At 66.9% G+C, this 23,244-nt stretch carries 29 protein-coding genes and 1 tRNA gene; 5 read left to right on the forward strand and 25 right to left on the reverse strand.

Annotated features, from left to right (window positions below):
* Nucleotides 1-69: 69 nt before the first annotated feature.
* From MRBLMI13_RS05565 to MRBLMI13_RS05635, 15 genes are all read right to left on the reverse strand, one after another.
* Nucleotides 70-423, reverse strand: a complete 354-nt coding sequence (locus MRBLMI13_RS05565; RefSeq protein ID WP_367819866.1) for a hypothetical protein — start codon at nt 421-423, stop codon at nt 70-72.
* Complete coding sequence (locus MRBLMI13_RS05570) at nt 420-803, reverse strand: hypothetical protein (protein WP_367819864.1); 384 nt, start codon at nt 801-803, stop codon at nt 420-422. The genes MRBLMI13_RS05565 and MRBLMI13_RS05570 overlap by 4 nt, the downstream gene beginning before the upstream one ends.
* Before the next feature lies 1 nt (nt 804).
* Nucleotides 805-1,221, reverse strand: a complete 417-nt coding sequence (locus tag MRBLMI13_RS05575; protein WP_367819862.1) for a hypothetical protein — start codon at nt 1,219-1,221, stop codon at nt 805-807.
* Nucleotides 1,222-1,232: 11 nt separating this feature from the next.
* Nucleotides 1,233-1,622 carry a hypothetical protein gene (locus tag MRBLMI13_RS05580; protein ID WP_367819860.1) on the reverse strand — a complete coding sequence of 130 codons (390 nt, stop codon included), beginning with the start codon at nt 1,620-1,622 and terminating at the stop codon, nt 1,233-1,235.
* Nucleotides 1,622-1,942, reverse strand: a complete 321-nt coding sequence (locus tag MRBLMI13_RS05585) for a hypothetical protein (protein WP_367819858.1) — start codon at nt 1,940-1,942, stop codon at nt 1,622-1,624. Before MRBLMI13_RS05585 ends, MRBLMI13_RS05580 begins: the two co-directional genes overlap by 1 nt.
* A gap of 2 nt (nt 1,943-1,944) precedes the next feature.
* Nucleotides 1,945-3,747 (reverse strand): head maturation protease, ClpP-related, encoded by a 1,803-nt coding sequence (locus MRBLMI13_RS05590; protein WP_367819856.1) that lies wholly within the window; start codon nt 3,745-3,747, stop codon nt 1,945-1,947.
* Complete coding sequence (locus MRBLMI13_RS05595; RefSeq protein WP_367819854.1) at nt 3,740-4,966, reverse strand: phage portal protein; 1,227 nt, start codon at nt 4,964-4,966, stop codon at nt 3,740-3,742. Before MRBLMI13_RS05595 ends, MRBLMI13_RS05590 begins: the two co-directional genes overlap by 8 nt.
* A 92-nt stretch (nt 4,967-5,058) precedes the next feature.
* Nucleotides 5,059-6,468, reverse strand: coding sequence for a hypothetical protein (locus MRBLMI13_RS05600; RefSeq protein ID WP_367819852.1), 1,410 nt, complete (start codon nt 6,466-6,468; stop codon nt 5,059-5,061).
* Nucleotides 6,449-6,835 carry a hypothetical protein gene (locus MRBLMI13_RS05605; protein ID WP_367819850.1) on the reverse strand — a complete coding sequence of 129 codons (387 nt, stop codon included), beginning with the start codon at nt 6,833-6,835 and terminating at the stop codon, nt 6,449-6,451. Before MRBLMI13_RS05605 ends, MRBLMI13_RS05600 begins: the two co-directional genes overlap by 20 nt.
* Before the next feature lie 151 nt (nt 6,836-6,986).
* Nucleotides 6,987-7,682 (reverse strand): HNH endonuclease, encoded by a 696-nt coding sequence (locus MRBLMI13_RS05610; RefSeq protein WP_367819848.1) that lies wholly within the window; start codon nt 7,680-7,682, stop codon nt 6,987-6,989.
* Nucleotides 7,675-7,878, reverse strand: a complete 204-nt coding sequence (locus tag MRBLMI13_RS05615; protein WP_367819846.1) for a DNA-binding protein — start codon at nt 7,876-7,878, stop codon at nt 7,675-7,677. The genes MRBLMI13_RS05610 and MRBLMI13_RS05615 overlap by 8 nt, the downstream gene beginning before the upstream one ends.
* The gene (locus MRBLMI13_RS05620; protein ID WP_367819844.1) at nt 7,865-8,284 is read right to left on the reverse strand and encodes a hypothetical protein; all 420 of its coding nucleotides are present in this window, start codon (nt 8,282-8,284) and stop codon (nt 7,865-7,867) included. The genes MRBLMI13_RS05615 and MRBLMI13_RS05620 overlap by 14 nt, the downstream gene beginning before the upstream one ends.
* Nucleotides 8,285-8,427: 143 nt before the next feature.
* A complete protein-coding gene (locus MRBLMI13_RS05625) occupies nt 8,428-8,745 on the reverse strand; it encodes a hypothetical protein (RefSeq protein WP_367819842.1) in 318 nt (105 codons plus the stop codon).
* The gene (locus tag MRBLMI13_RS05630; protein WP_367819840.1) at nt 8,742-9,314 is read right to left on the reverse strand and encodes a helix-turn-helix domain-containing protein; all 573 of its coding nucleotides are present in this window, start codon (nt 9,312-9,314) and stop codon (nt 8,742-8,744) included. Before MRBLMI13_RS05630 ends, MRBLMI13_RS05625 begins: the two co-directional genes overlap by 4 nt.
* A gap of 166 nt (nt 9,315-9,480) precedes the next feature.
* Nucleotides 9,481-9,657: a hypothetical protein gene (locus MRBLMI13_RS05635; RefSeq protein WP_367819838.1), complete on the reverse strand. Its 177-nt coding sequence runs from the start codon at nt 9,655-9,657 to the stop codon at nt 9,481-9,483.
* Nucleotides 9,658-9,767: 110 nt separating this feature from the next.
* On the opposite strand from MRBLMI13_RS05635, the gene MRBLMI13_RS05640 reads away from it, so the two are divergent.
* Nucleotides 9,768-10,061: a helix-turn-helix domain-containing protein gene (locus MRBLMI13_RS05640; RefSeq protein WP_367824972.1), complete on the forward strand. Its 294-nt coding sequence runs from the start codon at nt 9,768-9,770 to the stop codon at nt 10,059-10,061.
* Here MRBLMI13_RS05640 and MRBLMI13_RS05645 read toward each other — a convergent pair.
* The 5 genes from MRBLMI13_RS05645 to dusB all read right to left on the reverse strand — a co-directional run bounded on the left by MRBLMI13_RS05645 (nt 10,023) and on the right by dusB (nt 15,405).
* A tRNA-Asn gene (locus MRBLMI13_RS05645) sits at nt 10,023-10,095 on the reverse strand. The two genes, MRBLMI13_RS05640 and MRBLMI13_RS05645, sit on opposite strands and share 39 nt — an antisense overlap.
* A gap of 96 nt (nt 10,096-10,191) precedes the next feature.
* Nucleotides 10,192-10,965, reverse strand: a complete 774-nt coding sequence (locus tag MRBLMI13_RS05650) for an ATP-binding cassette domain-containing protein (protein WP_042537607.1) — start codon at nt 10,963-10,965, stop codon at nt 10,192-10,194.
* A gap of 36 nt (nt 10,966-11,001) precedes the next feature.
* A complete protein-coding gene (gene dnaG, locus MRBLMI13_RS05655; RefSeq protein WP_367819835.1) occupies nt 11,002-12,867 on the reverse strand; it encodes a DNA primase in 1,866 nt (621 codons plus the stop codon).
* Nucleotides 12,867-14,261: a deoxyguanosinetriphosphate triphosphohydrolase gene (locus MRBLMI13_RS05660; protein WP_042537611.1), complete on the reverse strand. Its 1,395-nt coding sequence runs from the start codon at nt 14,259-14,261 to the stop codon at nt 12,867-12,869. The genes dnaG and MRBLMI13_RS05660 overlap by 1 nt, the downstream gene beginning before the upstream one ends.
* Nucleotides 14,251-15,405: a tRNA dihydrouridine synthase DusB gene (gene dusB / locus MRBLMI13_RS05665; protein ID WP_042537612.1), complete on the reverse strand. Its 1,155-nt coding sequence runs from the start codon at nt 15,403-15,405 to the stop codon at nt 14,251-14,253. Before dusB ends, MRBLMI13_RS05660 begins: the two co-directional genes overlap by 11 nt.
* Nucleotides 15,406-15,464: 59 nt before the next feature.
* Between dusB and MRBLMI13_RS05670 the strand changes: the two genes are divergently transcribed.
* Nucleotides 15,465-15,959, forward strand: coding sequence for a glutathione peroxidase (locus tag MRBLMI13_RS05670; protein ID WP_042537613.1), 495 nt, complete (start codon nt 15,465-15,467; stop codon nt 15,957-15,959).
* Here the strand turns inward: MRBLMI13_RS05670 and MRBLMI13_RS05675 are convergent.
* Nucleotides 15,956-16,648, reverse strand: coding sequence for a DsbA family oxidoreductase (locus MRBLMI13_RS05675; RefSeq protein WP_367819832.1), 693 nt, complete (start codon nt 16,646-16,648; stop codon nt 15,956-15,958). The genes MRBLMI13_RS05670 and MRBLMI13_RS05675 overlap by 4 nt on opposite strands.
* A 53-nt stretch (nt 16,649-16,701) precedes the next feature.
* Between MRBLMI13_RS05675 and MRBLMI13_RS05680 the strand changes: the two genes are divergently transcribed.
* Complete coding sequence (locus MRBLMI13_RS05680) at nt 16,702-17,316, forward strand: AAA family ATPase (protein WP_079112952.1); 615 nt, start codon at nt 16,702-16,704, stop codon at nt 17,314-17,316.
* On the opposite strand, the gene MRBLMI13_RS05685 is transcribed toward MRBLMI13_RS05680, so the two are convergent.
* Together MRBLMI13_RS05685 and recO are read right to left on the reverse strand one after the other, a co-directional pair.
* Nucleotides 17,256-18,059: an isoprenyl transferase gene (locus tag MRBLMI13_RS05685; RefSeq protein WP_042537618.1), complete on the reverse strand. Its 804-nt coding sequence runs from the start codon at nt 18,057-18,059 to the stop codon at nt 17,256-17,258. The genes MRBLMI13_RS05680 and MRBLMI13_RS05685 overlap by 61 nt on opposite strands.
* Entirely contained in the window at nt 18,056-18,802 is a 747-nt protein-coding gene (gene recO, locus MRBLMI13_RS05690) for a DNA repair protein RecO (protein ID WP_042537620.1), read from the reverse strand. The genes MRBLMI13_RS05685 and recO overlap by 4 nt, the downstream gene beginning before the upstream one ends.
* A gap of 34 nt (nt 18,803-18,836) precedes the next feature.
* On the opposite strand from recO, the gene MRBLMI13_RS05695 reads away from it, so the two are divergent.
* Complete coding sequence (locus tag MRBLMI13_RS05695; RefSeq protein ID WP_042537622.1) at nt 18,837-19,532, forward strand: trimeric intracellular cation channel family protein; 696 nt, start codon at nt 18,837-18,839, stop codon at nt 19,530-19,532.
* A 162-nt stretch (nt 19,533-19,694) separates the two neighbouring features.
* Here MRBLMI13_RS05695 and leuA read toward each other — a convergent pair whose 3' ends face one another.
* A complete protein-coding gene (gene leuA, locus MRBLMI13_RS05700; RefSeq protein WP_367819828.1) occupies nt 19,695-21,449 on the reverse strand; it encodes a 2-isopropylmalate synthase in 1,755 nt (584 codons plus the stop codon).
* Nucleotides 21,450-21,646: 197 nt separating this feature from the next.
* Between leuA and MRBLMI13_RS05705 the strand changes: the two genes are divergently transcribed.
* On the forward strand, nt 21,647-22,285 hold the full coding sequence (locus tag MRBLMI13_RS05705) for a hypothetical protein (RefSeq protein WP_367819826.1): 639 nt from the start codon (nt 21,647-21,649) through the stop codon (nt 22,283-22,285).
* Here the strand turns inward: MRBLMI13_RS05705 and MRBLMI13_RS05710 are convergent.
* Nucleotides 22,282-23,232, reverse strand: a complete 951-nt coding sequence (locus MRBLMI13_RS05710; RefSeq protein WP_367819824.1) for a quinone oxidoreductase family protein — start codon at nt 23,230-23,232, stop codon at nt 22,282-22,284. The two genes, MRBLMI13_RS05705 and MRBLMI13_RS05710, sit on opposite strands and share 4 nt — an antisense overlap.
* Between the last annotated feature and the right edge of the window lie 12 nt (nt 23,233-23,244).

Genomic DNA, 23,244 nt, shown 5'->3' on the forward strand with positions numbered 1-23,244 from the left:
TCTCGATCACTTCGTCGTCGGCGTCGAGCAGATAGGGCATCGGCTGCCCCGTCTCGATCGCGATTTCGATCAGGAGCCGTGCTCGGCTCCCGACGTGAAAGGGGCCACGTCGTCACCGCTCTCGCCGGCGATGGCCTGCTCAGGGGTGACGGGCTCGCCATCTTTCAGGTACGTGACGTTCACCGCGCGGTCGATGAACTGCTCGACGGTCTCGGACTGCGGGATAGATCCCGAGCGGAGCAGGGCGAAGTAGGCGACGACGGTCGCCCACAGGATCGGCGCGTCAGACGATCCCGGCCAGTTCTTGCGAGCGCGGATCAGGTCGAACCGCACCATGTCTCGGTTGTCGCCCTCGACGGTGTACTCGATGGTGTCGTCGGTGCCGGGCTGTTCGAGCTCGACGGCCAGTGTCATGCGCTTCATGTTGTTCCCTTGACTTTCTCTAGAGTCGTGTCGATGTAGTCCTCGTAGACGCGGATCCAGCGGCCTTCGCTGTCCTGTGCGCCTCGCGAGATGAACGGTTGGGCTTTGATGTGGCGGCGTCCCCAGCCCCAATGGATGGGGCCGGCATACGGGACGCGGGCGAAGCCGGCCCGAACAATGCCGGCGGTCTTGGTGCCGGCTGCGCGGATCGTGTCGCGCAGCCGGCCGCTCTTGACCGGTGCGAGGGCACTCGATGCCTTGGCGGCGATCTCGGCGGCCTCGCGGTGAGCTTTGGTGAGGTCTTGCAGGTCGTCGCCGGCTTGTCTGAGGGTGCGGCGCAGCTCGCGCCCTCCCTCGACCTTGTAGACCGGCGAAGACATGTCAGACCCGAGCCTCGAAGACGGGAGGGCCGACGAGATCGAACGTCACCTCGGCGCTCGGCTTCGTCTTCACGTCGCCGCCGATCTCGATCGCTTCGACGACGAGAGTCCCGGTGATCTTCCGGTCGAGGGTGTTGTTCGGCACGTACTCGAACGGGTGCTGCTCGCCGCGGTGCTCCCACAGCCACTCGGTGTTGGAATCGGCGTGGCCGAAGTCCGACTGCAGCGTGACGACGATCGTGTTCTCTTCAGTGCGATCGCCGGGTGCCTGCTCGCCCGACAGCACGTCGATGGGGTCGCCCTTGGTGACGTTCGGCACGAGCTTCGCGCCGCGGATCTGACTCGAGAAGTTGGTGAGCGCGGCTTCCGAGCCGATGGTGAAACTGCCGGGGCCGACAGTGGGAGCTTTGACGGGCATGATTCCTGCTTTCAGTCGTCGATGAGAGTGTCGGGATTGAGGTTGATCGTGTAGCCCGGCAGAGCTGCCGAGCCGGTCGGGGCGAACATGTCGCCCCGTGCGGTGGTCATGTCGAGCTTCCCGACGCGCAGCGCCTCGATGATCGAGTCGAGCGTTTCCCACGCGTGGAGCAGGTTGTCGGCGGGGCCGGCGATGACGGAAAGCTCGTAGGTCGCATCGACGCTGTGCCAGGTCTCGAACGTGAGATCGGGCGGCGAGATCACGATGACGCCGTTTCGAGCGGCGGACGCGATCTCGCGGGCGTCGAGCGTCACGGTCACTTTGTCGAGGCCGGCGTCGGCAAGTATCGTGCGGAGCTGTCCCGCCTTCGCGTTGGCCTGGACGATGCGCGGGGCGACCATTAGAGCCCCATCACGAGGTAGCGGCGCAGCAGCGGGTATGCCGCTGCCATCGGATCGCGGTTGAGGCGGAACATCTGCGGCTCGACACCTTCCATCGTGACGACGCCGTTGCGGCTCGCCTTCCGGTAGTAGAGGTCTGCGCCGACTTCGAGCACGGCGCGCGCCACCACCTTGGCCGGGACTCCGAAGGGGTTGCCGTCACCGATGAAATCGGTGACCATCTGCGTTGCAACCTCCTCGGATTCCTTCGCGAACGGAGCGTCGGCCGAGACGGCTTGGACGTACCATTCGAGGGTGGTGGCGGGCGTCGTGTCGGGCATGGTCAGCCGCCGATAGCCGGCTCGACCTCGACGGCCTGGATGGCGTCGGGGAACTGCGATGCTGCGGCCAGGTAGCCGTACTGCGACATCGCTTCGGTGAGGTTGACGACGTTCGTGTCCTGGAGGCGGAACGGTGCGCCGGGGCTCTCCCACGTGGTGATGCCGAGACGGTCGTGGAACTCGACCGTGTTCTCGGGCGCGCCGGGCAGGATCTTGAACTGCACGCTGGCGAGGTCGCCCTTCACCTCGCGGAGGTCGAGTTCGCCGATCTGGTTCATGCCGGTGCCCCAGACGCGCATGAGGCTGTTGCCGTTGGTGTCCTCCAGGCGGATGAGGCGCTTGAACACGTCCTTGGACACGAGCCCGCCGTCGAGGTTGAACGACAGGTCATCGAACAGGCCGGCGGCGTCGACGATGAGATCCAGCCACTCGTACGCGGTCGCATCGGCGGCGATCGCGAGGTCGGGCGTAGCGTCGGCGAGCTTGGTCGCGATGATGCCGCGCAGGAGGTCGCGGACGACTTCCTCGGTTGCGCGGGCGTACTCCAGGTTCATCGCCGTGCGGGCGGTGGAGATGTACGCAGCGCTGCCGCGCTCGATCTGCTGGCGGGTGAGTTCGGTCCAGCCGCCGTAGGTGTCAACGGGGGTCGTCTCGCTCTTGAGCTGGATCTTGCCCTTGACGAGATTCTCGCCCTGCGCGGCCTGCTTCGCGACGGCGATGCTGTTGGACTTGAGCTGGAGGTATTCCAGCGTCATGCCGTCACCGGGAAGCGGCTCGGTGGAGAACTCGCCCATGATCTTGCGCGTTCGGCGGATCAGGTGGATGGCGTCACGAATCCAGGTGTTGGGCTGCTTGTCGTCGGCGGTGGTCGAACCGTCGTAGGCCGCGTTGGTCTCGTAGAAGGCCATCGCGTCAGCGGAGCCGCCGACGAGATCCTTGACGAAGTGGCCGAACGTCGGCCAGGTGGGGCCGGCGGTCGCTGCCGGGTTCGAGAACGTCGCGAGACGGGTGTCGAGCGTCCGGGTCTGCGCTTCGGCGTGCTCAGACAGCGCCTGGTCGAGATCCGCGCGGGTGAGTTCGGGCATGGGGCGTTCCTTTCGGTTTGACGCCATGGCGGCGACAGGGAGGGGTGCGGAGGCCGCTGCGCGGCCCGCGTGGGCGTACATGGACAGGTCGAACAGGTTCGAGACGGTGGCCTCGTCTTCGTCGGCGTCTTCGGCGTCGGCGTCTGTGCGGTCGGCGAGGCCGGCGGCGACTGCCTCGGCGGCGCTGTACCAGGTCTCGGCTTTCATGAGCGCGCGCCAGTCGGCTGCGTCACCGCCGGCCTTCGCGGCATACATCTCGGCGATGTTGCCGCTGATGCGGTCGAGGTCGTCGGCGGCGGCGAGCATGTCGTCGGCGTTGCCGATCGCCAGTCCCCACGCCTCGTGGATCATGAACTCGCTGTTCTCGGCCATGACCACTTCGTCGCCGGCGCACGCGATGAACGATGCGGCGGATGCGGCGAGGCCGTCCACGGTGACGATCACGTGTGCCTTGTGGCTGCGGAGCGCGTTGCGGATGGCGATGCCGTCGTACACGTTGCCGCCGGGGCTGTTGACGTAGACGTTGAGCGTGTCCACGTCGAGATCGCGGATCGCCGGCACCATTTCGGCGGCGTCGATGCCGCCCCAGTAGCCGCCGATCGCGCCGTACAGGTGCAGGCTTCCGGTACGGGTGTCGTCGTCGGTCGCGACGTTCCAGCGCGACTCAAGGCCGGCGGCGAGGGCGGCGAACTTGTCGCGCGCGGTGGTCAGGTCAGGCATTCGCGGCCTCCGGGGTCTTGGTCGTCGTCTTGCGGGCGTCGAGTTCGGCGCGCTGCGCGTCAGTGAGCGGTGCCATGCCTTCGAGCGCGCGAACCTCGTCGGCGGTCGCCCAGCCCTTCTGCGGGTCGAGCGACATGCCGTGCGCCTCGTAGCGGGTCTTGGTGTCGGAGCGCAGCAGCGCGTCGATCTTGAATCGGGCGGTCTGCTTGCCGGGAAGCAGCTCGGTCAGCGCTTCCTCGATCTCGCGGAGCGGCTTCATGAGGCTGAATCGGACGTACCCAATCCATTCCTGCTCGACGTTGCTGTACGTCTCGCTGGAGCCCTCGACGGCCACGAGCATGATCGAGGCCGGCGCACCGATCAGGCGCGCCATCTGGATCGTCGAGTACTGCTGGGTTTCGAGGAACTGCACGTCGGACGGCTTGAGCAGCAGCGGCGTGTAGCTCAGCCCCTTGCCGAGCACGCGCAGTCGTTCGCCGATGGCCTTGTCGGGGGCATCCGCGATCGGCGTGCCGTCGGGGTTGCGTCCGTACCAGACGTTCTTGTACTTCGTGGTGTCGCCGGGTGCAAGTTCCTGATCGGTGGACAGCACGCCGTCGGGCATGTTCGAGTCGGTGAGCCACATCGCGCCGTAGTCGCGGGCGTCGAGCGCGCCGCGCACTTCGATCTGCGCGGCCTGGATCGGGCCGAGCCCGCGGCGCAGGCCGGGGATGCGGAGCAGCTGGAGGTGCTTCACGTCGCGGCGGGTGAGCTTGAGGCCGCGCCATCCGAACGTGACCGTCTCGTTGTTGTGGCGGTCGTACTCGACGTTCACGGAGACTTCGTGAGGGTTGAGGGCCACGAGGTTGACCACCTGGCCGGCGTCGTTGCGGATGATGCGCCAGAAGGCGTTGCCGTCCACGTAGAGCGACACGACGGTGTACTCGATGAACGCGGATCGCGTCTCGTCGATGTCGGGGCGCTGCACCAGCGCCGGCGTGGGGATGATCTCGCCGTCACGCTCGACGGCGATCGAGAGTTGGCAGGCGGCGGTCGCGTGAATCTGAATGCCGCGATAGACCGTCGAGAGGGAGAGGGCACGTTCCGTCGTCACCGCCGCCTGCCGCTGCCGTCCATCGGGGAACACATCGGCGGGGTAGCCGGCTGGGGCATCCGGAACCTCGTTGAGCCACTTCGCGGCCTTGACGACCGCCTCGCGGACTGTGCTGATGAACGACATGGCCACGACTCTGACGGCGAGCGGACGCGACTCCCAAGAATCGCGACCGCTCGCGACCGGTCACGACATCTCGTGACCGTTCGTGACCGATCTCAGCCGAGCTGGAAGGCGCGCACGGCGGGCAGGTGATGAATGCCGTAGCTGCCGAGATTCGCGGACTCCAGGGCGCTGATCGAGCCGACGGATGCGCGTCGCCCGAATAGCCATGTGCCGTCGCCTGAGAATCGCTTGGTGGCAAGCTCTGCCGCCGCGTCGAGCTTCGGGTGGGGCCGGTAGCGCCACGTCGGGCCGGACGGGTTCTGGATGCCGGATACGGTGCCCTGAGTGGCCGCGACGGCGTCGGCGGTCTTGACCGGGATCAGCTCGAAGCCGTCGCGTTCGGCCTCGTCGTGCAGCGCAGCGGACGGGCCATAGGGGTCGATGATGAATCCCGCGTCCGGGTACTTCGCGCGCAGCTCGCGGAGCTTGTCGAGCGCGCCGTAGGTGTGTTCCATCCAGCCACCTTTGACGACTGCGGAGAGGGTGCCGCCGGCGTGAAGCTGGGTCGCGGTGATCGTCGTATCCACGCCATCGACGCCGACGGCGGCGGCGAAGCAGACGCGGCCTGGCGCGGGCGGTGTCGGTTCGTGCCACGCTGCACGCTTCCACGGCTCGACGGGGATGACGCGCTCTGTCGCGCCGGTGCGTCGGTTGCCGAACGCGCGGGCGAACTCGCTCGGGGAGTCGGCGAACTCGGCGCGGAAAGCGTCGAGACCTTCGCGGGTGAACAGAAAGCCGGCGCCGGGGTGGCACGCGTAGATCCGGTCAAGGTCGAACGGGTCATCGCCCTCGCGGATGCCCCAGTCGAAGAACGCGACCGTCGGATCGGGTTCGTCGCTGCGGCATTCCTCGAGTAGTGCATTCAGCGCGGTCGATTCGACGGTGCCCTCGGTTGAGAAGATCCAGGTTTGCGGGCGCTGTCCGGTGACCTTCTCGCGGGTGAGCTTGGTGGCGCTGAACGACTGGCGCAGCACCGCGTACTGCTGACTCGTCCAGTACCAGAACTCATCGAGGCTGACCTTGTCGGCCTGCTTGCCGTCGAGCGCTCCCTCGACGGGGGCGAACGGTCGGAACTTCGAGCCGTTGACGAAGGGGAGAGCTGCGGAGCCGTTCGAGCGGCGAGCGACCGGCGCGAGCTGTCGGAGGCCGCATTCCTCCCACAGCTCGACCATCTCAAGGAACTTCTCGGTGGCGTGCTGGCCGCTCTGCGCGGTGTACCACGTGCGGCGATTCCGTCCGAGCAGCGCGTTCTGAATCGACGACGCGAGATCGAGCGTCGTCTTGCCGGCCTGGCGCGGCACGGTGATGACGATCGTCGAGTACACGAACAGGCCGAAGCTATCGACCTCCAGGGCGACATCGGCGACGTACCGTTGCCACGGCAGGAGCGGTTGCCCCATCTCGGCGGCGATCGCGGCGAGCTTCGCGCCGTGCGTCGCGCGGTCATAGTTCCGGGGCGTCACCTTCCGGGGCTGCGTCAAGTTGGGCGGGAGCAGCAAGCGCGTCAAGGAGTCGCCTCGTCTCGGGGGTCAGGTGGCTGTCGTCGGTGGGGCCGGCGTCGTCGGTGGCCGGCGAGAGCTGCTGCATCACGGCGACGAGCTCGCGATTCTCGTTGGCGACGGCGCGGCCCTTGCGGTTGCCGGCGTCGATGCTGATGGCGAGGGCGATCGCGGAGGCTTTGAGGATGCGGCGGATGCCGGTCATGGGAATGTCGGCCTCGATCTCGCCAATCGCTTGGCGTATCTCGCTTTCGGTCGCGCCTTGGCCGTATCCGCCGAGATTTGGGCCGTTTTGGGTCTCGTTGTCGAACCCTGGGAGCGTCATACTCACGGTGCCGCTCGCTTTCTTTTTTCTAGCGTGACCTGGGGAGATGGGGACGGTGGACGCGGGGCTTCCGTGCGTTCGCTGTCGGAAAAACGGGCCGGCGGATGCAGCGCGCACGGCCATCGCAGACTGCCGTCACCCGAAGGGCATGAGCACGTCACCAGTCACCGCCGGCTGCCGGTGTCAGCTTCTCGATGGTGAGGTCACGAGTCGCGAGGTCGAGGGCGTCAGGGTGCTGTGCATACCAGCGCTCGACGTGGTGCATCATCGCGGCGGGGCGCATGGTGCGGGCTCGCTGCTCTACGATGGCGCGGCCCGGGTCGATGGTCTCGATGCGCCAGCCGAACGCTCGATACTCGGCGAGATCCTTGGGCTCGGGTATGGCGTGGATGAGCCACACTGTGACGCGCTCGCGCAGGCGGGTAGCTCGCCGGATGGCGGCCTTGCGTGCTGCGATCGCCACGTGTCGGACGTGCTCGGGGTAGTCGTGTGAGTTGTCGGGATCGAGGGGCATGAGGGAACGCGCGATGCGATCCATGTCGATCACCACGTCAGTGGGGCGTGCGTGCTGCAGAACATGCGTGGTCTTGCCAGCCGCCGGCGGGCCGGTGACGACGATGACGACGGCACCATAGCCACTGATGACGCGGTCTTGCCGCTTGCTGTTGCACGACTTGCACGCAGGGCGCAGATTCTCCAGCGTGTCAGGGCCGCCGTGGTCGGCGGGGATGATGTGATCCTTCGTCGTCGCGACGCCCTTGCATCCTGGGAGCTTGAGCCAGCACACCGTGCCGTACGTCTCCAGGACGAGCCGGGTGAGGCTCTGGGACGCGCGCCCTCCGCGCCTACCCACGGTCGCGCCTCGCTGCGCACCATGCGTGCACGTCGGTCCATGCGTAGCGGATCTCGCGGCCTACTGGCACGAACTTCGGGCCGGTGCCGTCTCGGCGCATCGTGCGCAGCTTGCGGACGCCGTTAGGGCCGAGCTGGAGCCATTCGGAGAGCTGCTCGGGTGTCGCCCACGCACGGCGAGGCTCAGTGGTCGTCATCGTCGTTGGTGCCGCGCTCGGCCCGGATCTGCTTGACGATCGCCTCAGCGTCGTAGCCTCGGTCGTTGAGGTAGTCCCACATGATCTCGATGAGCCAGCCGCCGTCTTCGGTCATGTCCCAGATGAGCTGCGCAGCCGCGTCGGCGACTGCGCGGTCCTGCGACTGCATCGTGACGAGCAGCGCGGCGAACTGCGCACGCGATACCGTCGCGCTGATCGCATCGACCCATCGACGGATCGCGGGGCCATACTCGGGCGCTGCCTTGTCGTCCCACGGCACGGCTCGATACAGGGCATCGTGACGTGCGTCCAGGTCGAGCGTGCCTGTAGCTGCGCACGCGATCAGCCGGTCGGCGGTCGCCTCGTCGCGGTTCTCGGGCCAGGTGGGGGTGTTGATCTCAGACATTCGATGCTCCAGAGTCTCCGGCTGCGCCTCGCGGGCCGGTTGCGGGTGGTGGGTTGAGCTTGCGGGCGTCACGGCGCTGAAGCCGCCATTCCCACGTAGCGAACAGGGCGGCTAGTGGGAGGCCGATCAGCGTCGGGATGTAGTCATGCATCGGTCGCGCCGTTCTGTCGCGTCTGCGGCGCTCTGAGCGCATCGCGAAGGCGACGTGCCCCGGCGACTCGGCCGAGCGCCTTCCTCGATGCTTCGGTGAACGCTTCTGCCTCGGGAATGGTGATCGTTCCGCGGAGGATGCAGCGCGCGGTGTGCGCGAGCTGGTCGGCGCTGCGCTGGCAGTCCTGCCGAGCTTTGCCGTTCCAGAGCTGCGCTTCGATGGTGAATGCGTCGGATGCGTCCCAGAGCTGATCTGAGAGCGCTACGCGATCTCCGAGGCCGGCGAGACGATTGGGGGCGTGGGTGGTCATGCGATCTCCTTGAGTACCTGAGAGGGAGCGCAGCCGCGCTCGCAGTGGCGGTCATCGATCAGGGGGTGACCGCACGCGCCGGAACTCGCGCGGTTACCAACGTGAGTTTTCTTCTCAGTGGTATTGGGATGGTTAAGGGATGGTTTGGGTGACGCCTGCGTCACCCCTCCCCTGACGCCAGCGTCACCGGGTGACGCCTGCGTCACCCGTGTGGATAACTCTTCAATCGGGAGTTCTGAGGACACCTGATAGCGGGTGCGGTGGCTGCTCGAACGGTCACAGTCGAGGGGGCACTTGAGCAGGAACTGATACCTGTTGGGGCGCTGGTGATCGGCTATACGGTGGTCACCGCCGGCCTGCACGAACCGTCGCACCTCGTGGAGCGCTTCGAGCTTCTTGATAGCCATCTGCACGTTGCGCGGAGCGACGCCGGCATACTTCGCGAGAGTGTCGATCGAGGGCCACGCGCCGCCGTCACCGTCATGGTTGGCGATGCCGATCAGCACGAGCTTGGCCGAGCCCGTGGCGCGTGAGTGGTGCAGGGCGATCGCTACTGATTCGATGCTCACCAGAGAACCCCGTCCCGGCCGGAGTATTCATACCGGTTCCACTTGGTGCCGTGCTCGTCGGTACGCCATGTGATGCGAACGGATGCCCCGCAGTTACTGCACGTCTCGACTGCCTCGGGGTCGGCCATGAGCCGCTTGGTGCTCACGTAGTGGTAGCAGAGGCACTTCACGACTCGACCGAGGCCATCTGCTCGATCTCGTCGCCGTCGAACAGGTACGCGCCTGTCGCGGCGGGGAGCTTCTGCACGGGCACGATCGCACCTGAGGTCACCCGGCGCAGCAATACGCTGCGGTCGATGCCGAGGATAATCGCTGCTTCAGCCGATCCGATGAGCTTTGCCATGTGACTTAGCATTGCCCAATCGACTGGCAAACTTAGGCATTGCCCATCCGCGCGGCGTGTTGCATAAGTTGCGGCATAGGTGCCAAGATCGAGCTATGTCGATGCAACCCATGAACGCTGAACGTTACGAGTTCGATGCTGCTGACCGCATCCGGCGCGCGATGCGAGTAGCCGACGTTGGAGTCACCGAGCTTGCGAAGGCGCTCGACGTGAACCGCAACACGGTCGGCAACTGGATCAACGGCCACACGATCCCGCGTAGGCGCGATCTGATGGCGATCGCTATGCGTACGGGTTTTCCGCTGGCCTGGCTCGAAACAGGCGAGGCCCCTCACGATGGAGGGACCTCGCCTGGAGGGGGATTGCTCCCCGGCTTGGACTCGAACCAAGAACCTGCCGGTTAACAGCCGGCTGCTCTGCCAATTGAGCTACCGAGGAATGTGCTCCGCTGCGCGGGCAACTCGTCAATCCTAGCAAACTCCGGACCCTGCTCGTGACACCGGCCGCAGGTCGGGCGTGTCGCCGGCGACCCCGTCAGTGCCCGGAATCCGCCTCGGCATTGGGAGCCCACAGCAGGTCCTTGCCGACGCCGCGGGCAACCACATGACCACCGCGCAGCATCAGGGTCTCGGCGTTGAGCTCGCGGATGAAATCGGCGTCGTTCGTGACCAGCAGCGCACCCATCCCCTGCTCTTTGCGGCGGCGGGTGATCGCGTCGAAGACCACCGGTCGCACCTCGAGGTCGAGGTTCGCGAGGATCTCGTCGGCGATGAGCACCCGGGGCTCGAGAACGAACGACCGGGCGATCGCGACGCGCTGGCGCATTCCGGCGCTGAGCTCATACGGGAACTTCGAGGCTGTTCCGAGAGGCAGGTGCAGCTCGTCGAGAAGCGTCGCGACTCGGATGGACAGGGCTTTGGTGTTGACCCGCTTCTCACGGATCAGGATCGGCTCGGCGATGACCTCGTTGACCGTGAGCTGCGGAGGGAGGTCGGCACCGGCCCCCTGCGGCACGAAGCCCGTGCGATAGGTGAGCAGGCGATGCTTGCGCCCCGGGCGGCGGATGTCGACTCCACAGACCTGCGCACTGCCGCCCACGACGCGCACGGACGGGTCGGTCGAACCCGCCAGGGCGGCGACCAGGGTGGACTTGCCCGAACCGGTCGGACCCGCGACGCAGATGAGCTCGCCCGGCGCGAGCGAGAAGCTGACCCCGTCGATGGCGCGGGTCGGGCCGCTGTGCCCGATGCGGTCGATCACCAGATCTGAGCTGTCGATCGCATTGGTCGATTCGGGCCGAGAGAACATTCCTCCATCCTGCCCTGCCGCGCCTGACTGCCGCCGTTACGACTCGGCGAACCGCTGACGCTCGACGTCGATGTCGCGAAGGCGCATGCGCAGAGCACGCCCGCCGTCGGAATCCGCGGGAACCCGCTGCACCGCTCCGAGGAGCTCCTGCTTCTCATGTTCCAGAATGCGCATGATGAGTCGCTTGGCCAGGTCGGTCGTCGAAGCGACGGCGCCCTCTTCGTTGCGCGCCGGGAAGGGGGTCATCAGCAGTTCGCCCGCGAGCGATCGGTAGGGCTCCCGCACCGAGTTCACGGTGTCCGTCACCCATCCGGCTCGAGTCCGATCAGGCGCGGATGCGACGGCCTCGCGCACGGCGTCCAGCCCCGGTGTGCGGAACGGCGCACTGAGGGCCCGCGTGAGCAACGCCTGATCGATCTGATGTCCGTACTGAAGCGCGCCCATCAGAGCGTCGCGCTCCACGGCGGCATCGGCAGTGCGCGGCAGGCTCGCGAGGGTGACCGGAGTCACCCCTGGAACACCGGATGCGGAGTCACTCGCACTCTCGCGCCTGGTCGGCTCGTGTCTCGACGACTGCGATCCCCCTCGGGCGGCACGCTCGACCTCGTTGCGCACCTCGGTGGGGTCCATACCCAGGCGCCGAGCCAGCACGCGCTCATAACCGGGTCGCAGCAGCCGATCGCGGATCTCGGCGACGATCGGCGCTGCCGCGCGAAGAGCGCCGACACGACCTTCGACCGTCGTGAGGTCGAAGCCGCTGAGCTTCCTGTCGATCGCGAACTCGAACATCGGCTGCTTCGTCTCCATCAGCGAGCGCACGGCGGCATCGCCGCGCTGCAGCCTGAGGTCGCACGGGTCGAGCCCGTCGGGCGCCACCGCGACGAACGTCTGGGCGTTGAAGCGGTCGTCCTCGGTGAAGGCCCGAAGAGCCGCCTTCTGGCCTGCCTCATCGCCGTCGAACGTGAAGACGACCTCTCCCGAGGCGTTGTCGTCCCCCATGACGCGACGCAGCACCTTGATGTGATCGGTTCCGAACGCGGTGCCGCAGGTCGCGATCGCGGTCGTGAGGCCCGCGAGGTGGCAGGCCATGACGTCGGTGTACCCCTCGACCACCACCACCCGACGAGGGTCACCCCGCGAGATGTCGCGCTTGGCGAGGTCGAGCCCGTACAGCACCTGCGCCTTCTTGTAGATCGGGGTCTCGGGGGTGTTCAGGTACTTCGGGCCCTGATCGTCGTCGAACAGCTTGCGCGCGCCGAATCCGATGGTCTGACCGGACACGTCGCGGATCGGCCAGACGAGGCGACCGCGGAAACGGTCGTAGACGCCGCGCTGCCCCGTCGACACCAGACCGGCGGCACTCAGCTCGTCGCGGGTGAACCCCTGCGCGGTGAGAGCCTTCAGCATCTTGTCCCACCCGCGCGGTGCGAAGCCGACACCGAAATGCGCGGCGGCACCCGCGTCGAATCCTCGCTCGCCGAGAAAACGTCGTCCTGCCTCGGCGTCGGCGGTGAGCAGCTGCGCCCGGAAGTACTCCGCGGCAGCGGTGTTGGCGGCGTACAGACGGCTGCGCCCACTCGTCTCCGGAGCCGACCCGCCGTCTTCGTAGTGCAGTGAGTATCCGATGCGGCCTGCGAGACGCTCGACGGCCTCGGTGAAGCTGACGTGGTCCATCTCGCGGAGGAACGAGTAGACGTCGCCGGACTCTCCGCATCCGAAGCAGTGGTAGTAGCCGACCTGCGGCCGCACGTGGAAGCTCGGACTCTTCTCGTCGTGGAAAGGGCACAGGCCCTTGAGCGAGCCGACGCCTGCGGACTTGAGCGCGACGCGCTCCCCGACGATGTCTGCGATGTTGATGCGCGCCTTGACCTCGTCGACGTCGGCCTGGCGGATGCGGGGCATCAGCCGGCCCCTTCGACGACCGCCTGCCGCGGCGTGTGCTCCCGCGCACCCGGTCGCGCGTGTCGTGGCGTCCAGATGCCGACCTCTGCGGGGTCGATCTCGCCGACCAGCCTGTTGTGCCAGTCGATGGCGCTCTGATCCGTCAGACTCGCGATCTGATCGACGATCACGCGTGCGCGTTCGGCATCCGTCGTCGCGGCGACGAAGTCGGCGGAGAAGGCGGGCTCGAGCACATCCGCGCCTGCCGACCAGAGGGTGTCTGTGGACCACAGCGCGTCGGCGAGTCTCTTGAGCACACGGCGCTGTTCCTTGTAGACGCCCTTGCGGGCCTCGATGGTGACGATCGCCTGCCCCATGATGCCCTTGAGAACGGCGATCTCGGCCTCGATGACGCGCGGCACGACGACGTGCGCGTTGTAGCGCACGAGTGCAGGGCCGGCATACGCCTCGCGCGTGGCCGAGACGGCTGCCCGCGCGAAGCGACCGATGAAGTCGCTCGTGAGGTTCTTGAGTCGAGCGAGATCTCGCCGCGACCGGTCGAAGGACTGCAGCCACATGGGCTGCGATGCCAGCCGGTAGAGCGCGTCGGCGAGCTCGTCGCGCGTGAAGTCGTAACCCACCCACTGCTGGATGCGATCGATCAGCGCATCGTGCGCCTGCGGATCGGCGAGTTGGGAGACGTCGACGTAGCCGTTGAGGATCGCATCCTCGAAGTCGTGCACGGAGTAGCCGATGTCGTCGGACAGATCCATGATCTCGGCCTCGATGCAGCGTCGACGCCCGGGAACGCCGTCGCGCATCCAGCGGAACACGGCCTCGTCCTCGGGATACACACCGAACTTGAGGCGTCCGCCCGGGTCAGGAACCGGACTGTCGACGGTCCACGGGTACTTGCAGGTCGCGTCGAGGCTCGCCCTGGTCAGGTTGAGGCCGACCGACTGCCCGTTGTCGTCGATCGCCTTGGCCTCGAGCCGGGTCAGAATGCGCAGGGACTGCGCGTTGCCTTCGAAACCGCCGATCGGCTCTGCCCATTCGTTGAGCGCACGCTCGCCGTTGTGACCGAACGGAGGGTGTCCGAGGTCGTGGCTGAGACAGGCGGTGTCGACGACATCGGCCGAGACTCCCAGCGCGGTCGCGAGTTCGCGTCCGACCTGAGCGACCTCGAGCGAGTGCGTCAGACGGTTGCGGGCGAAGTCCGCTGTGCTCGCGGGGCTGAGCACCTGTGTCTTGGCCGCCAGGCGTCGAAGCGCCGCGGAGTGCAGCACGCGCGCGCGATCGCGGGCGAAATCGTCGCGTTCGGATCGATGGGTCTCGGCGAAGAATCGCTCGGCATCGCGCGGGTCGTATCCGTCCGAGCGACCGCGCGCCGGGTGTGCCTGAGGATCAGCCGCCACTGTTCTCGATCTCCGCCCCTCGCATCATCTCGGATGCCGATGCCGCGAGCTCGCGCGACTCCAGCCACTTGTCCGGCAGCGCCGGTCGCTTCGGGCGTCCGGACCGACCGCGCTGGCCCTCGGCATCCGCACCGGGATACGGCGCCGTGTGGTCGAGCTGACCGAGCAGCTCGTCGATCTCAGCCAGGCTGGATGCCGTCGCGAGCCCGGTGCGGATGTCGCCGCCCACCGGGTAGCCCTTGAAGTACCAGGCGACGTGCTTGCGGACGTCGCGGCATCCTCGATCCTCGTCCTCGAAGAACTCGACGAGGAGTTCTGCATGACGACGGAACGCATCGGCCACGAAGCCGAGGGTCGCATCGACGGGGTGCGACTCCGCACCGAAGGCCGCGGCGAGTTCGCCGAAGAGCCACGGCCGGCCGAGGCATCCGCGACCGACGACGACTCCGTCGCAATCGGTCTGCTGCATCATGCGCACGGCATCGTCGGCCGACCAGATGTCGCCGTTGCCGAGCACCGGAACGCTCGTGACGGCCTGCTTGAGCTCGCCGATCGCGTTCCAGTCGGCGAAGCCGGAGTAGAACTCGCTCGCCGTGCGTGCGTGCAGCGCGATCGCCGAGACACCCGCATCTTCGGCGGCGCGACCCGCATCGAGGAAGGTGAGGTGGTCGGGGTCGATGCCCTTGCGCATCTTGATGGTCAGCGGCACGTCGCCCGCTGCCTTGACCGCCTGCGTCACGATCTGCGAGAACAGGGAGCTCTTCCACGGCAGGGCTGCTCCCCCGCCCTTGCGCGTGACCTTGGGCACCGGGCATCCGAAGTTCAGGTCGATGTGGTCGGCGTGATCTTCGGCGACGATGATCCGGACGGCCTCGGAGATGGTGTGCGGATCGACGCCGTAGAGCTGGATAGACCGCGGGGTCTCGGACTCGTGATGGCGGATCAGCCGCATCGTCGTCTCGTTGCGCTCGACCAGCGCCCGCGACGTGATCATCTCGCTCACATAAAGCCCCGCACCGTACTCGCGGCAGAGGCGACGGAACGCGGTGTTGGTGATGCCCGCCATGGGTGCGAGCACGACCGGCACGTCGAGAGCGATCGGGCCGATGTTGAGGGTGCGAGCGGATGCGGTGGCGACAGTCATATCCCCTCCATTCTCCCAGACCCGGAGCCGGTATCGGCGCACCGATCTAAGCTGTGAATATGACCGATCCCGCAGTGCGTTCCATCCCCTTCATCGACGCCGACGGCAACGAGAAGACGATCGACGATCTCGGCGCCGACGTGGTGCTCGTCGTGAATGTCGCCTCGAAATGCGGGCTCACTCCGCAGTACGAGCAGCTCGAAGAACTGCAGCGTCTGTACGGCGACCGCGGGTTCAGCGTCGTCGGGTTCCCGTGCAATCAGTTCTTCGGTCAGGAGCCCGGTTCGGTCGATCAGATCCTCGAGTTCTGCTCCACCACCTACGGGGTGACGTTCCCCATCAACGACAAGGTGAAGGTCAACGGCAAGAACGCCACCGACCTCTACAAGACGTTGAAGGAGACTCCGGATGCCGGAGGCAAGGCCGGCCGCGTCGAGTGGAACTTCGAGAAGTTCCTCGTTCTGCCCGACGGCGAGGTCGTCCGGTTCCGCCCGAAGCAGAAGCCGAACGACCCCGAGATCGTCGGCGCGATCGAAGCCGCGCTGACCCGCTAGACGGCTGCGGCCTCGGGCTCGGCCTCGGCGTCGCCGCGCTTGGCCCAGAGGTCGCGCAGTACGTTCTCGAATGCGGCAGGCGGCTGCGCGCCACTGATGCCGTACTGCCCGTCGATCACGAAGAACGGTACGCCCTGGATGCCGTAGGCCTGAGCCTGCGCCTGGTCCTGTCGGACATCCGCAAGGTGACGGGCGGAGACGAGGGCCTCGCGGGTGTCATCGGGGTGGAGCCCCACCTCGACGGCGAGCTCGACCAGGTCGTCGATGCGGCCGACGTGCTTGCCCTCGGTGAAGTACGCGGACATGAGCCGCTCTTCCATCTCGTGCTGCAGTCCGTGCGCCTTCGCGAAGTGCAGCAGCTCGTGCGCCTTGACCGTGTTGGTGTGCTGCAGCAGGTCGAAGCGGTACGCGAGACCGGCGTTCTCGGCGACGCCGGTGACGTGCGAGAGCATCTGCTCGACCTGCTCGCGCGGCATCCCCTTGTGACCCGCGAGGAAGTCGATCTCATCGCCGTCGAAGTCGACGGGAGTGTCGGGCGACAGCTCGAACGAGTGGAAGGTGATGTTCACCTGCGGGGCGTCTTCGTCGCCGGCGACGGCTTCGAGTCCCTTCTCGAGGTTGCGCTTGCCGATGTAGCACCAGGGGCAGGCGATGTCGGACCAGATGTCAATCGAGATGGCTTCACTCACACTGACATCCAACCGTATGCACCTATGGGCTATTCCGTCGTTAGGATTCTCAGATGCTCTCCGCCGTCGATCCGCTGCCGTTCCGACCTGCGCGCGTTCTGATCGCGGGCGTCACCGGGTCGGGCAAGACGACGCTCGCGCGGCGCGTTGCCGAGCTGTGGCAGCTTCGACACATCGAGATCGACGGCCTGTTCCACGGCGAGAACTGGACCCCGCGTCCCTCCTTCCTCGACGACGTCCGCGAGTTCGCCGCCACGGACCGCTGGGTCACCGAGTGGCAGTACACGAGCAAGGGCACCGACGAGATCATGACGCCTCGCGCGCAGCTGGCTGTCTGGCTCGACTATCCCTGGCCGGTCGTCCGCGGCCGGCTTGTCCGACGCACTCTCAGCCGCAGCATCCTGCGAACGGAGATGTACAACGGGAACGTCGAGAAACCCATCTGGCATCTGTTGGCCACGCGGGATGCGGAGCGCAACATCCTCTCCTGGCAGTCGAAGACGCGGATGTTCTGGACGACTCAGATGCCTGAGAAGCAGGAACGATTCCCGCACCTCACGATCGTGCGGCTGCGGCATCCCCGCGAGACGGAGAGATGGCTGCGCGCTCAGGCAGAGGCGTCAGGCGCGTCGATCGCTCCACCGAAGCGACGGTCACGCGACAGATAGACCCCGATCGCGCGCCACAGCTCTTCTCGCGAGAAATCTGGCCAGAGAGTGTCGAGGAACACCATCTCGGCATACGCCGCCTGCCACAGCAGGAAGTTCGAGGTGCGCTGCTCCCCCGAGCTGCGCAGGAACAGGTCGACGTCCGGCATGTCAGGCACGTAGAGGTTGCGACGGATCATCTTCTCGGAGATCGCGTTCGGCTTGACCCGACCGGCCGCGACATCGGCGGCGATCGAGCGCATCGCGTCGACGAGCTCGATGCGGCCGCCGTAGTTCACGCACATGGTGAGTGTGAGGACGTCGTTGTTCTTGGTCAGCTGCTCGGCGTACTGCAGCTCCTTGATGACGCTGCCCCACAACCGTGGCTTGCGCCCGGCCCATCGGACTCTCACGCCCCACTCGTTGAGCTGATCGCGTCTGCGATGCAGGACATCTCGGTTGTATCCCATGAGAAAGCGCACCTCGTCAGGAGAGCGCGCCCAGTTCTCGGTGGAGAACGCGTAGACGGAGAGGTGCTTCACGCCGGCCTGGATCGCGCCGGCGACGACGTCGAGAAGCACCTCCTCCCCTGCCTTGTGCCCTTCGACGCGGCTGAGTCCCCGACGGTTGGCCCAGCGACCGTTGCCGTCCATGACGATCGCGACATGCTCAGGAACCGATCGGAAGCTCGGCGGATAGACGCCCGTCCAGTCGAGGGGGCGATACGCGACGGCATCCTTGTGCGTGTAGGGCTTGGGACTCACCGTGCTCCTTCTCGGGGGATGTCGGCCACCAGGTGCTCGAGTGAGCGGATGCCGCGCTCCAGATGCCATTGGGCGTAGGCGGCGACGAGGCCGGATGCTGCGGCGTTGTCGGCGTGCGGAGCAGCGTCGATCGCTTCCCATTCACCGGCCATGAGCGACCGCAGCAGCGACAGGGTCTTCTCTGCGACCTTCGGGCTGCCCGCCGGCGCGCAGTTCGGGCAGACGGCCCCGCCGAGCTGCCCGACGAAATGCGCGTGAGGCCCCGGGGTGGCGCATCGCGCGCAGTCGCCGAGCGACGGAGCCCACCCCGACAGCGCCATGACCCGAAGCAGATAGGAGTCGAGGATGCTGCGGGGCGAATGCTCGCCCCGAGACAGCGCACGCAGCCCACCGACCAGCAGGAGGTACTGATCGGGCGTCGCCTCGGAGTCGCTGAGCCGGTCGGCAGTCTCGACCATCGCGTTCGCAGAGGTGAATCGGTCGTAGTGGGCCGCGATGTCGGATCCGTACGAGCCGAGCGACTCGGCCTGCTGGACGATGTCGAGAGTGCGCCCCTGATAGAGCTGCACATCGGCGACCATGAACGGCTCGAGACGCGACCCGAACTTCGACGACGTGCGTCGCACGCCCTTCGCGACTGCGCGGATCTTGCCGTGTCGCCGAGAGAGCATGGTGACGATGCGATCGGCCTCACCCAGCTTGTGGGTGCGCAGGATCACCGCTTCGTCTCGGTAGGTGGGCACCGTTCGATTATCCTCCGTGCAGGAGAATAGAGGCGTGACCGAACCGCTCTTTATCATTCCGCTCTGGGCGGACCTGCTCGGCGTGGGCCTCGGCGGTGTCCAGGGCGCGATGTTCGCCTCGGGATTCCAAGGCCAGCGACGCCTCGACTGGCTCGGCGTCGCGATCATCGGGATCATGATCGGCATGGGGGGCGGCCTCATCCGCGACATCCTTCTCGGCCAGACGCCCGCGACGCTGCAGAGCAACTGGTATCTGCTCACGGCCACGGGCGCGTCACTTTTGGGGATGCTGCTCGCGGGACTCTTCAATCGACTGAACACCGTGATCGTGGTGCTCGACGCCGTCGTGATCGGCATGTTCGGTGCGTTCGGCACGAGCAAGGCGATCGCGTTCGGCATCCCTCCCGTGCCCGCCGTCTTCATCGGCGTCTGCGCGGCCGTCGGAGGCGGTGTGCTGCGAGACATGCTCATGGGACTCCCGACGTCGATCATGCACGTCGGCTCGCTCTACGCCGTCGCGGCCGGTGCCGGATGCGTCTTCATCGCGACCGCGAACAGCCTGGGGATGTCGATCACCCTCGCCGCCGTGCTGGGCATCATCGTCACCGCTGTCATCCGCGTGCTCGCCGTGAGCTTCGACGTGTCCCTGCCCGAGCAGAGGCGGCTCTACCGTCGCAAGGTCGCCGCTGAGACCGGAGTCATCCAGGTCGTCAAGCCGAGCGCGGACTGACGCCCGTCTGCTGCGCCGCCGTCGAGTGGGCGCCTCCGGTCAGAATCGAACCCGTATTCCGACCGCCGGTGTCAGGTCGAGGTGATCCCCTCACACAGAGATGGCACCTGCTGCCGGTATCACGCACGCATACCGGCAGCAGGTGCCCACTCGAGCCGAGGATCAGACGGCTGCGAGCTCCTGGTGACGCGTGCGGATCGAGCGGTTCACGCCGGAGACGATCGCCTTGAGCGACGCCGTCGAGATGTCACCGTCGATGCCGACACCCCACAGGCGCTGGTCGCCGACCTGCAGTTCGACGTAGGCAGCGGCCTGCGCATCGCCACCGGCGCTGAGAGCGTGCTCGACGTAGTCGTAGACCGTGATGTCGAAGCCCTGTCCGCGGAGCACCTCGACGAACGCGGCGACCGGACCGTTGCCGTTGCCGGCGACGGCCACCTGCTGGTCGTCGTCCCGGAGCACGACGTCGAGCACCACATCTCCTGACATGTCGCTGCGGGTCTGCGTGGCCAGCAGCTCGAAGCGACCCCACTTGGCTGCCTCATCGGCCGCCGGCAGGTACTCGTCGTTGAAGATCGACCAGATCTGCTCGCTCGTGACCTCGCCGCCCTCGGCATCGGTCTTGGTCTGGACGACACCCGAGAACTCGATCTGCAGCTTGCGGGGCAGGTCGATCGCGTGGTCGGCCTTGAGCAGGTAGGCGACGCCGCCCTTGCCGGACTGCGAGTTGACGCGGATCACGGCCTCGTACGAACGGCCGAGATCCTTCGGGTCGACGGGCAGGTACGGCACGGCCCACTCGATGTCGTCGACCGTGACGCCCTCGGCCTCGGCCCGGGCGGCCATCGCCTCGAAGCCCTTCTTGATCGCATCCTGGTGCGATCCGCTGAACGCCGTGAAGACCAGGTCGCCGGCCCACGGGCTGCGCTCAGGCACCGGCAGCTGGTTGCAGTACTCGACCGTGCGCTTGACCTGGTCGATGTCGCTGAAGTCGATCTGCGGGTCGATGCCCTGCGTGAACAGGTTGATGCCCAGCGCCACGATGTCGACGTTGCCGGTGCGCTCGCCGTTGCCGAACAGGCAGCCTTCGATGCGGTCGGCGCCGGCCATGTATCCGAGCTCGGCGGCGGCGATCGCGGTTCCGCGGTCGTTGTGGGGGTGCAGCGAGAGGATGACGTTCTCGCGGTGTGCGAGGTTGCGGCTCATCCACTCGATCGAGTCGGCGTAGACATTCGGCGAGGCCATCTCGACAGTGGCGGGGAGGTTGATGATCACCTTGCGGTCGGGAGTCGGCTCGAAGACCTCGATCACCTGGTTGCAGACATCGACCGCGAACTCGAGCTCGGTGCCGGTGTAGCTCTCGGGCGAGTACTCGTAGTAGACCTTGGTGTCAGGGATCGTCTTCTCGTACTGACGGCACAGACGTGCACCCTCGAGCGCGATATCGATGATGCCCTGCTTGTCGGTGCGGAACACGACCTCACGCTGCAGCACGCTGGTCGAGTTGTAGAGGTGCACGATGGCCTGCTTCGCGCCGGCGATCGACTCGTAGGTGCGCGCGATCAGGTGCTCGCGAGCCTGCGTCAGCACCTGGATCGTCACGTCGTCGGGGATCAGGTTCTCTTCGATGAGCTGACGGACGAAGTCGAAATCGGTCTGGCTGGCCGAGGGGAACCCGACCTCGATCTCCTTGTAGCCCATGCTGACGAGCAGTTCGAACATGACGCGCTTGCGCTCGGGCGACATCGGGTCGATGAGCGCCTGGTTTCCGTCGCGGAGATCGACCGCGCACCAGCGAGGAGCTTCGGTGATCCGGGCGTCAGGCCAGGTGCGGTCGGGCAGGTTGACCGTGATCTGCTCGTGGTACGGCCGGTACTTGTGGATCGGCATCGCGGACGGGCGCTGAGTGTTCTGCATGATGGGGCTTCTTCTCTTCGTCAGAAATGTGAACGGGCCAACACAAGCGCCGCGACGAGGAAGGCCCTAGCTTTAGGACTCGTCGCGGCAGCTAAGAAGAAGCAGACCGCCGAAAGGCATGCGGCCATGGTAGCAGGGATCCGGAAGTCGTCCGACTCGCTGCTGAGACGATCCACCGACACGAGACACTGTCAGACATGGGCACATCGCGCAGTCGCATGCTTCTCGCCGTCGTCGCACTCGTGGGGGCACTCGGCCTCGCCGCGTGCACCGCCGGCACCGGCTCCTCCCCCGCGCCCACGAGCTCGGGATCGCCCACGTGGGATGCCGCGAACGCGGCACCGCCGGAGGGCCGCGTCATCGGCACGGGCACGGTTCTCGACGTCGCCGGCGAGGCACAGCTGTGTCTCGGTGCCGTCGCCGAGTCCTACCCGCCTCAGTGCACGGGGATCCCGCTCGATGGCTGGACGTGGGAGGGGGTCGACGGCAGCGAGATCAGCGGAGACACGACGTGGGGCACCTATGCCGTCTACGGCACCTTCGACGGCGAGCGGTACACCGTCACCGACCCGCCCATCATGCTCGCGCTCTACGATCCCGTCCGCCCGGAAGACCCGGCGAACGGTGTCGACGGCACGAGCTCCGAGGCCGACCTGATGCGAGTACAGGATGACCTGTCGACGTCACTGGGACGCGATGCCCTGACCCTCTGGACCGAGCGCGGCTATGTCTGGGTCAGCGTCGTCTGGGACGACGGCACGCTGCAGGATGCCGTCGATGAGGCATACGGCGACGGAGTCGTCCTCGTGACGTCGGCTCTGCGCCAGATCGACTAGGACGACGGGATCAGCGCGAGCTTGCCGCCGGGGTGACCGCCGGAGAGCAACCGCAGTGCAGCAGGCGCCTCGTCGAGCGGGAAGGTGCGCGCCATGGGGACGACGAGGTCGCCGTTCTGCGCGAGCGCGACCAGCTCGGCACGGATGTCGTCGCGGAACCGGGCGCTCTCAGGCATGGATCCTGCGATCACCTGGATGCCGTCGGCGCCGGCCCTCTGGGCCGCGGCGATCGTCACGATGCGACGACGTTCGTCGACCAGTTCGAGGGACACATCGATGGCTTCATCGGTACCGACGGCGTCGAGCGCCGCGACCACCGCGCCGCCGGCCGCTGCCGCTCTCACGCGGTCAGCCAGCCCCGGGCCGTAGGTGACGGGGATGCCGCCGAAGCGCTCGACGACGTCGAATCTCTTCGCACTCGCGGTGCCGATCACGCGGATGCCGCGGAGCGCCGCCTGCTGAAGCACGCTCACCCCGACCGCACCTGATGCGCCGTGGAGCAGAATCGTCTCGCCCGGGGCAGAGCCCGTGACCCAGAGCATCTCGGCCGCCGTGGTTCCGGCCAGCAGCAGGTTCGCCGCCTCCGGGTGAGTGAGCGTGGTCGGCTTCGCGAAGACCTTCTCGGCGGGGACGGTCAGCTCGGTCGCATAGCCCCCGCGCACCCGGAAAGCGACGACCTCGTCGCCCACGGCCGCGTCACCGGACCCGATACGGGTGTCCGGCCCGAGCGCGCTGATGCGTCCGGAGACCTCGTAGCCGATCGGAACCGGGAGCTGCGCCCCGGAGCGGGCGGACGCGACATGCTTGGCGTCCGCCGGATTCACGCCGGCCGCGTGCACCCGGATCGTGACCTCCCCGCGGCCCGGGGGTGAGACCTCGTACTCGACGAACTCCCATGTGTCAGGGGCGCCCCACGACGACGCGATCCAATGCTCGGCGATTGTCATGTCGCGACCCTA

Source organism: Microbacterium sp. LMI13-1-1.1 (assembly GCF_040815625.1).
In the GTDB taxonomy this organism is placed as follows: Bacteria; Actinomycetota; Actinomycetes; order Actinomycetales; family Microbacteriaceae; genus Microbacterium; species Microbacterium forte.

Excerpts from the sequence above, each read along its gene's own strand:
- MRBLMI13_RS05565 (WP_367819866.1), bottom strand. The coding sequence starts at position 423 with ATGAAGCGCATGACACTGGCCGTCGAGCTCGAACAGCCCGGCACCGAC.
- MRBLMI13_RS05570 (WP_367819864.1), bottom strand. The coding sequence starts at position 803 with ATGTCTTCGCCGGTCTACAAGGTCGAGGGAGGGCGCGAGCTGCGCCGC.
- MRBLMI13_RS05575 (WP_367819862.1), bottom strand. The coding sequence starts at position 1,221 with ATGCCCGTCAAAGCTCCCACTGTCGGCCCCGGCAGTTTCACCATCGGC.
- MRBLMI13_RS05580 (WP_367819860.1), bottom strand. The coding sequence starts at position 1,622 with ATGGTCGCCCCGCGCATCGTCCAGGCCAACGCGAAGGCGGGACAGCTC.
- MRBLMI13_RS05585 (WP_367819858.1), bottom strand. The coding sequence starts at position 1,942 with ATGCCCGACACGACGCCCGCCACCACCCTCGAATGGTACGTCCAAGCC.
- MRBLMI13_RS05590 (WP_367819856.1), bottom strand. The coding sequence starts at position 3,747 with ATGCCTGACCTGACCACCGCGCGCGACAAGTTCGCCGCCCTCGCCGCC.
- MRBLMI13_RS05595 (WP_367819854.1), bottom strand. The coding sequence starts at position 4,966 with ATGTCGTTCATCAGCACAGTCCGCGAGGCGGTCGTCAAGGCCGCGAAG.
- MRBLMI13_RS05615 (WP_367819846.1), bottom strand. The coding sequence starts at position 7,878 with ATGACGACCACTGAGCCTCGCCGTGCGTGGGCGACACCCGAGCAGCTC.
- MRBLMI13_RS05620 (WP_367819844.1), bottom strand. The coding sequence starts at position 8,284 with ATGTCTGAGATCAACACCCCCACCTGGCCCGAGAACCGCGACGAGGCG.
- MRBLMI13_RS05625 (WP_367819842.1), bottom strand. The coding sequence starts at position 8,745 with ATGACCACCCACGCCCCCAATCGTCTCGCCGGCCTCGGAGATCGCGTA.
- MRBLMI13_RS05635 (WP_367819838.1), bottom strand. The coding sequence starts at position 9,657 with ATGGCAAAGCTCATCGGATCGGCTGAAGCAGCGATTATCCTCGGCATC.
- MRBLMI13_RS05640 (WP_367824972.1), top strand. The coding sequence starts at position 9,768 with ATGAACGCTGAACGTTACGAGTTCGATGCTGCTGACCGCATCCGGCGC.
- MRBLMI13_RS05650 (WP_042537607.1), bottom strand. The coding sequence starts at position 10,965 with ATGTTCTCTCGGCCCGAATCGACCAATGCGATCGACAGCTCAGATCTG.
- dnaG (WP_367819835.1), bottom strand. The coding sequence starts at position 12,867 with ATGCCCCGCATCCGCCAGGCCGACGTCGACGAGGTCAAGGCGCGCATC.
- dusB (WP_042537612.1), bottom strand. The coding sequence starts at position 15,405 with ATGACTGTCGCCACCGCATCCGCTCGCACCCTCAACATCGGCCCGATC.
- MRBLMI13_RS05670 (WP_042537613.1), top strand. The coding sequence starts at position 15,465 with ATGACCGATCCCGCAGTGCGTTCCATCCCCTTCATCGACGCCGACGGC.
- MRBLMI13_RS05680 (WP_079112952.1), top strand. The coding sequence starts at position 16,702 with ATGCTCTCCGCCGTCGATCCGCTGCCGTTCCGACCTGCGCGCGTTCTG.
- leuA (WP_367819828.1), bottom strand. The coding sequence starts at position 21,449 with ATGCAGAACACTCAGCGCCCGTCCGCGATGCCGATCCACAAGTACCGG.
- MRBLMI13_RS05705 (WP_367819826.1), top strand. The coding sequence starts at position 21,647 with ATGGGCACATCGCGCAGTCGCATGCTTCTCGCCGTCGTCGCACTCGTG.
- MRBLMI13_RS05710 (WP_367819824.1), bottom strand. The coding sequence starts at position 23,232 with ATGACAATCGCCGAGCATTGGATCGCGTCGTCGTGGGGCGCCCCTGAC.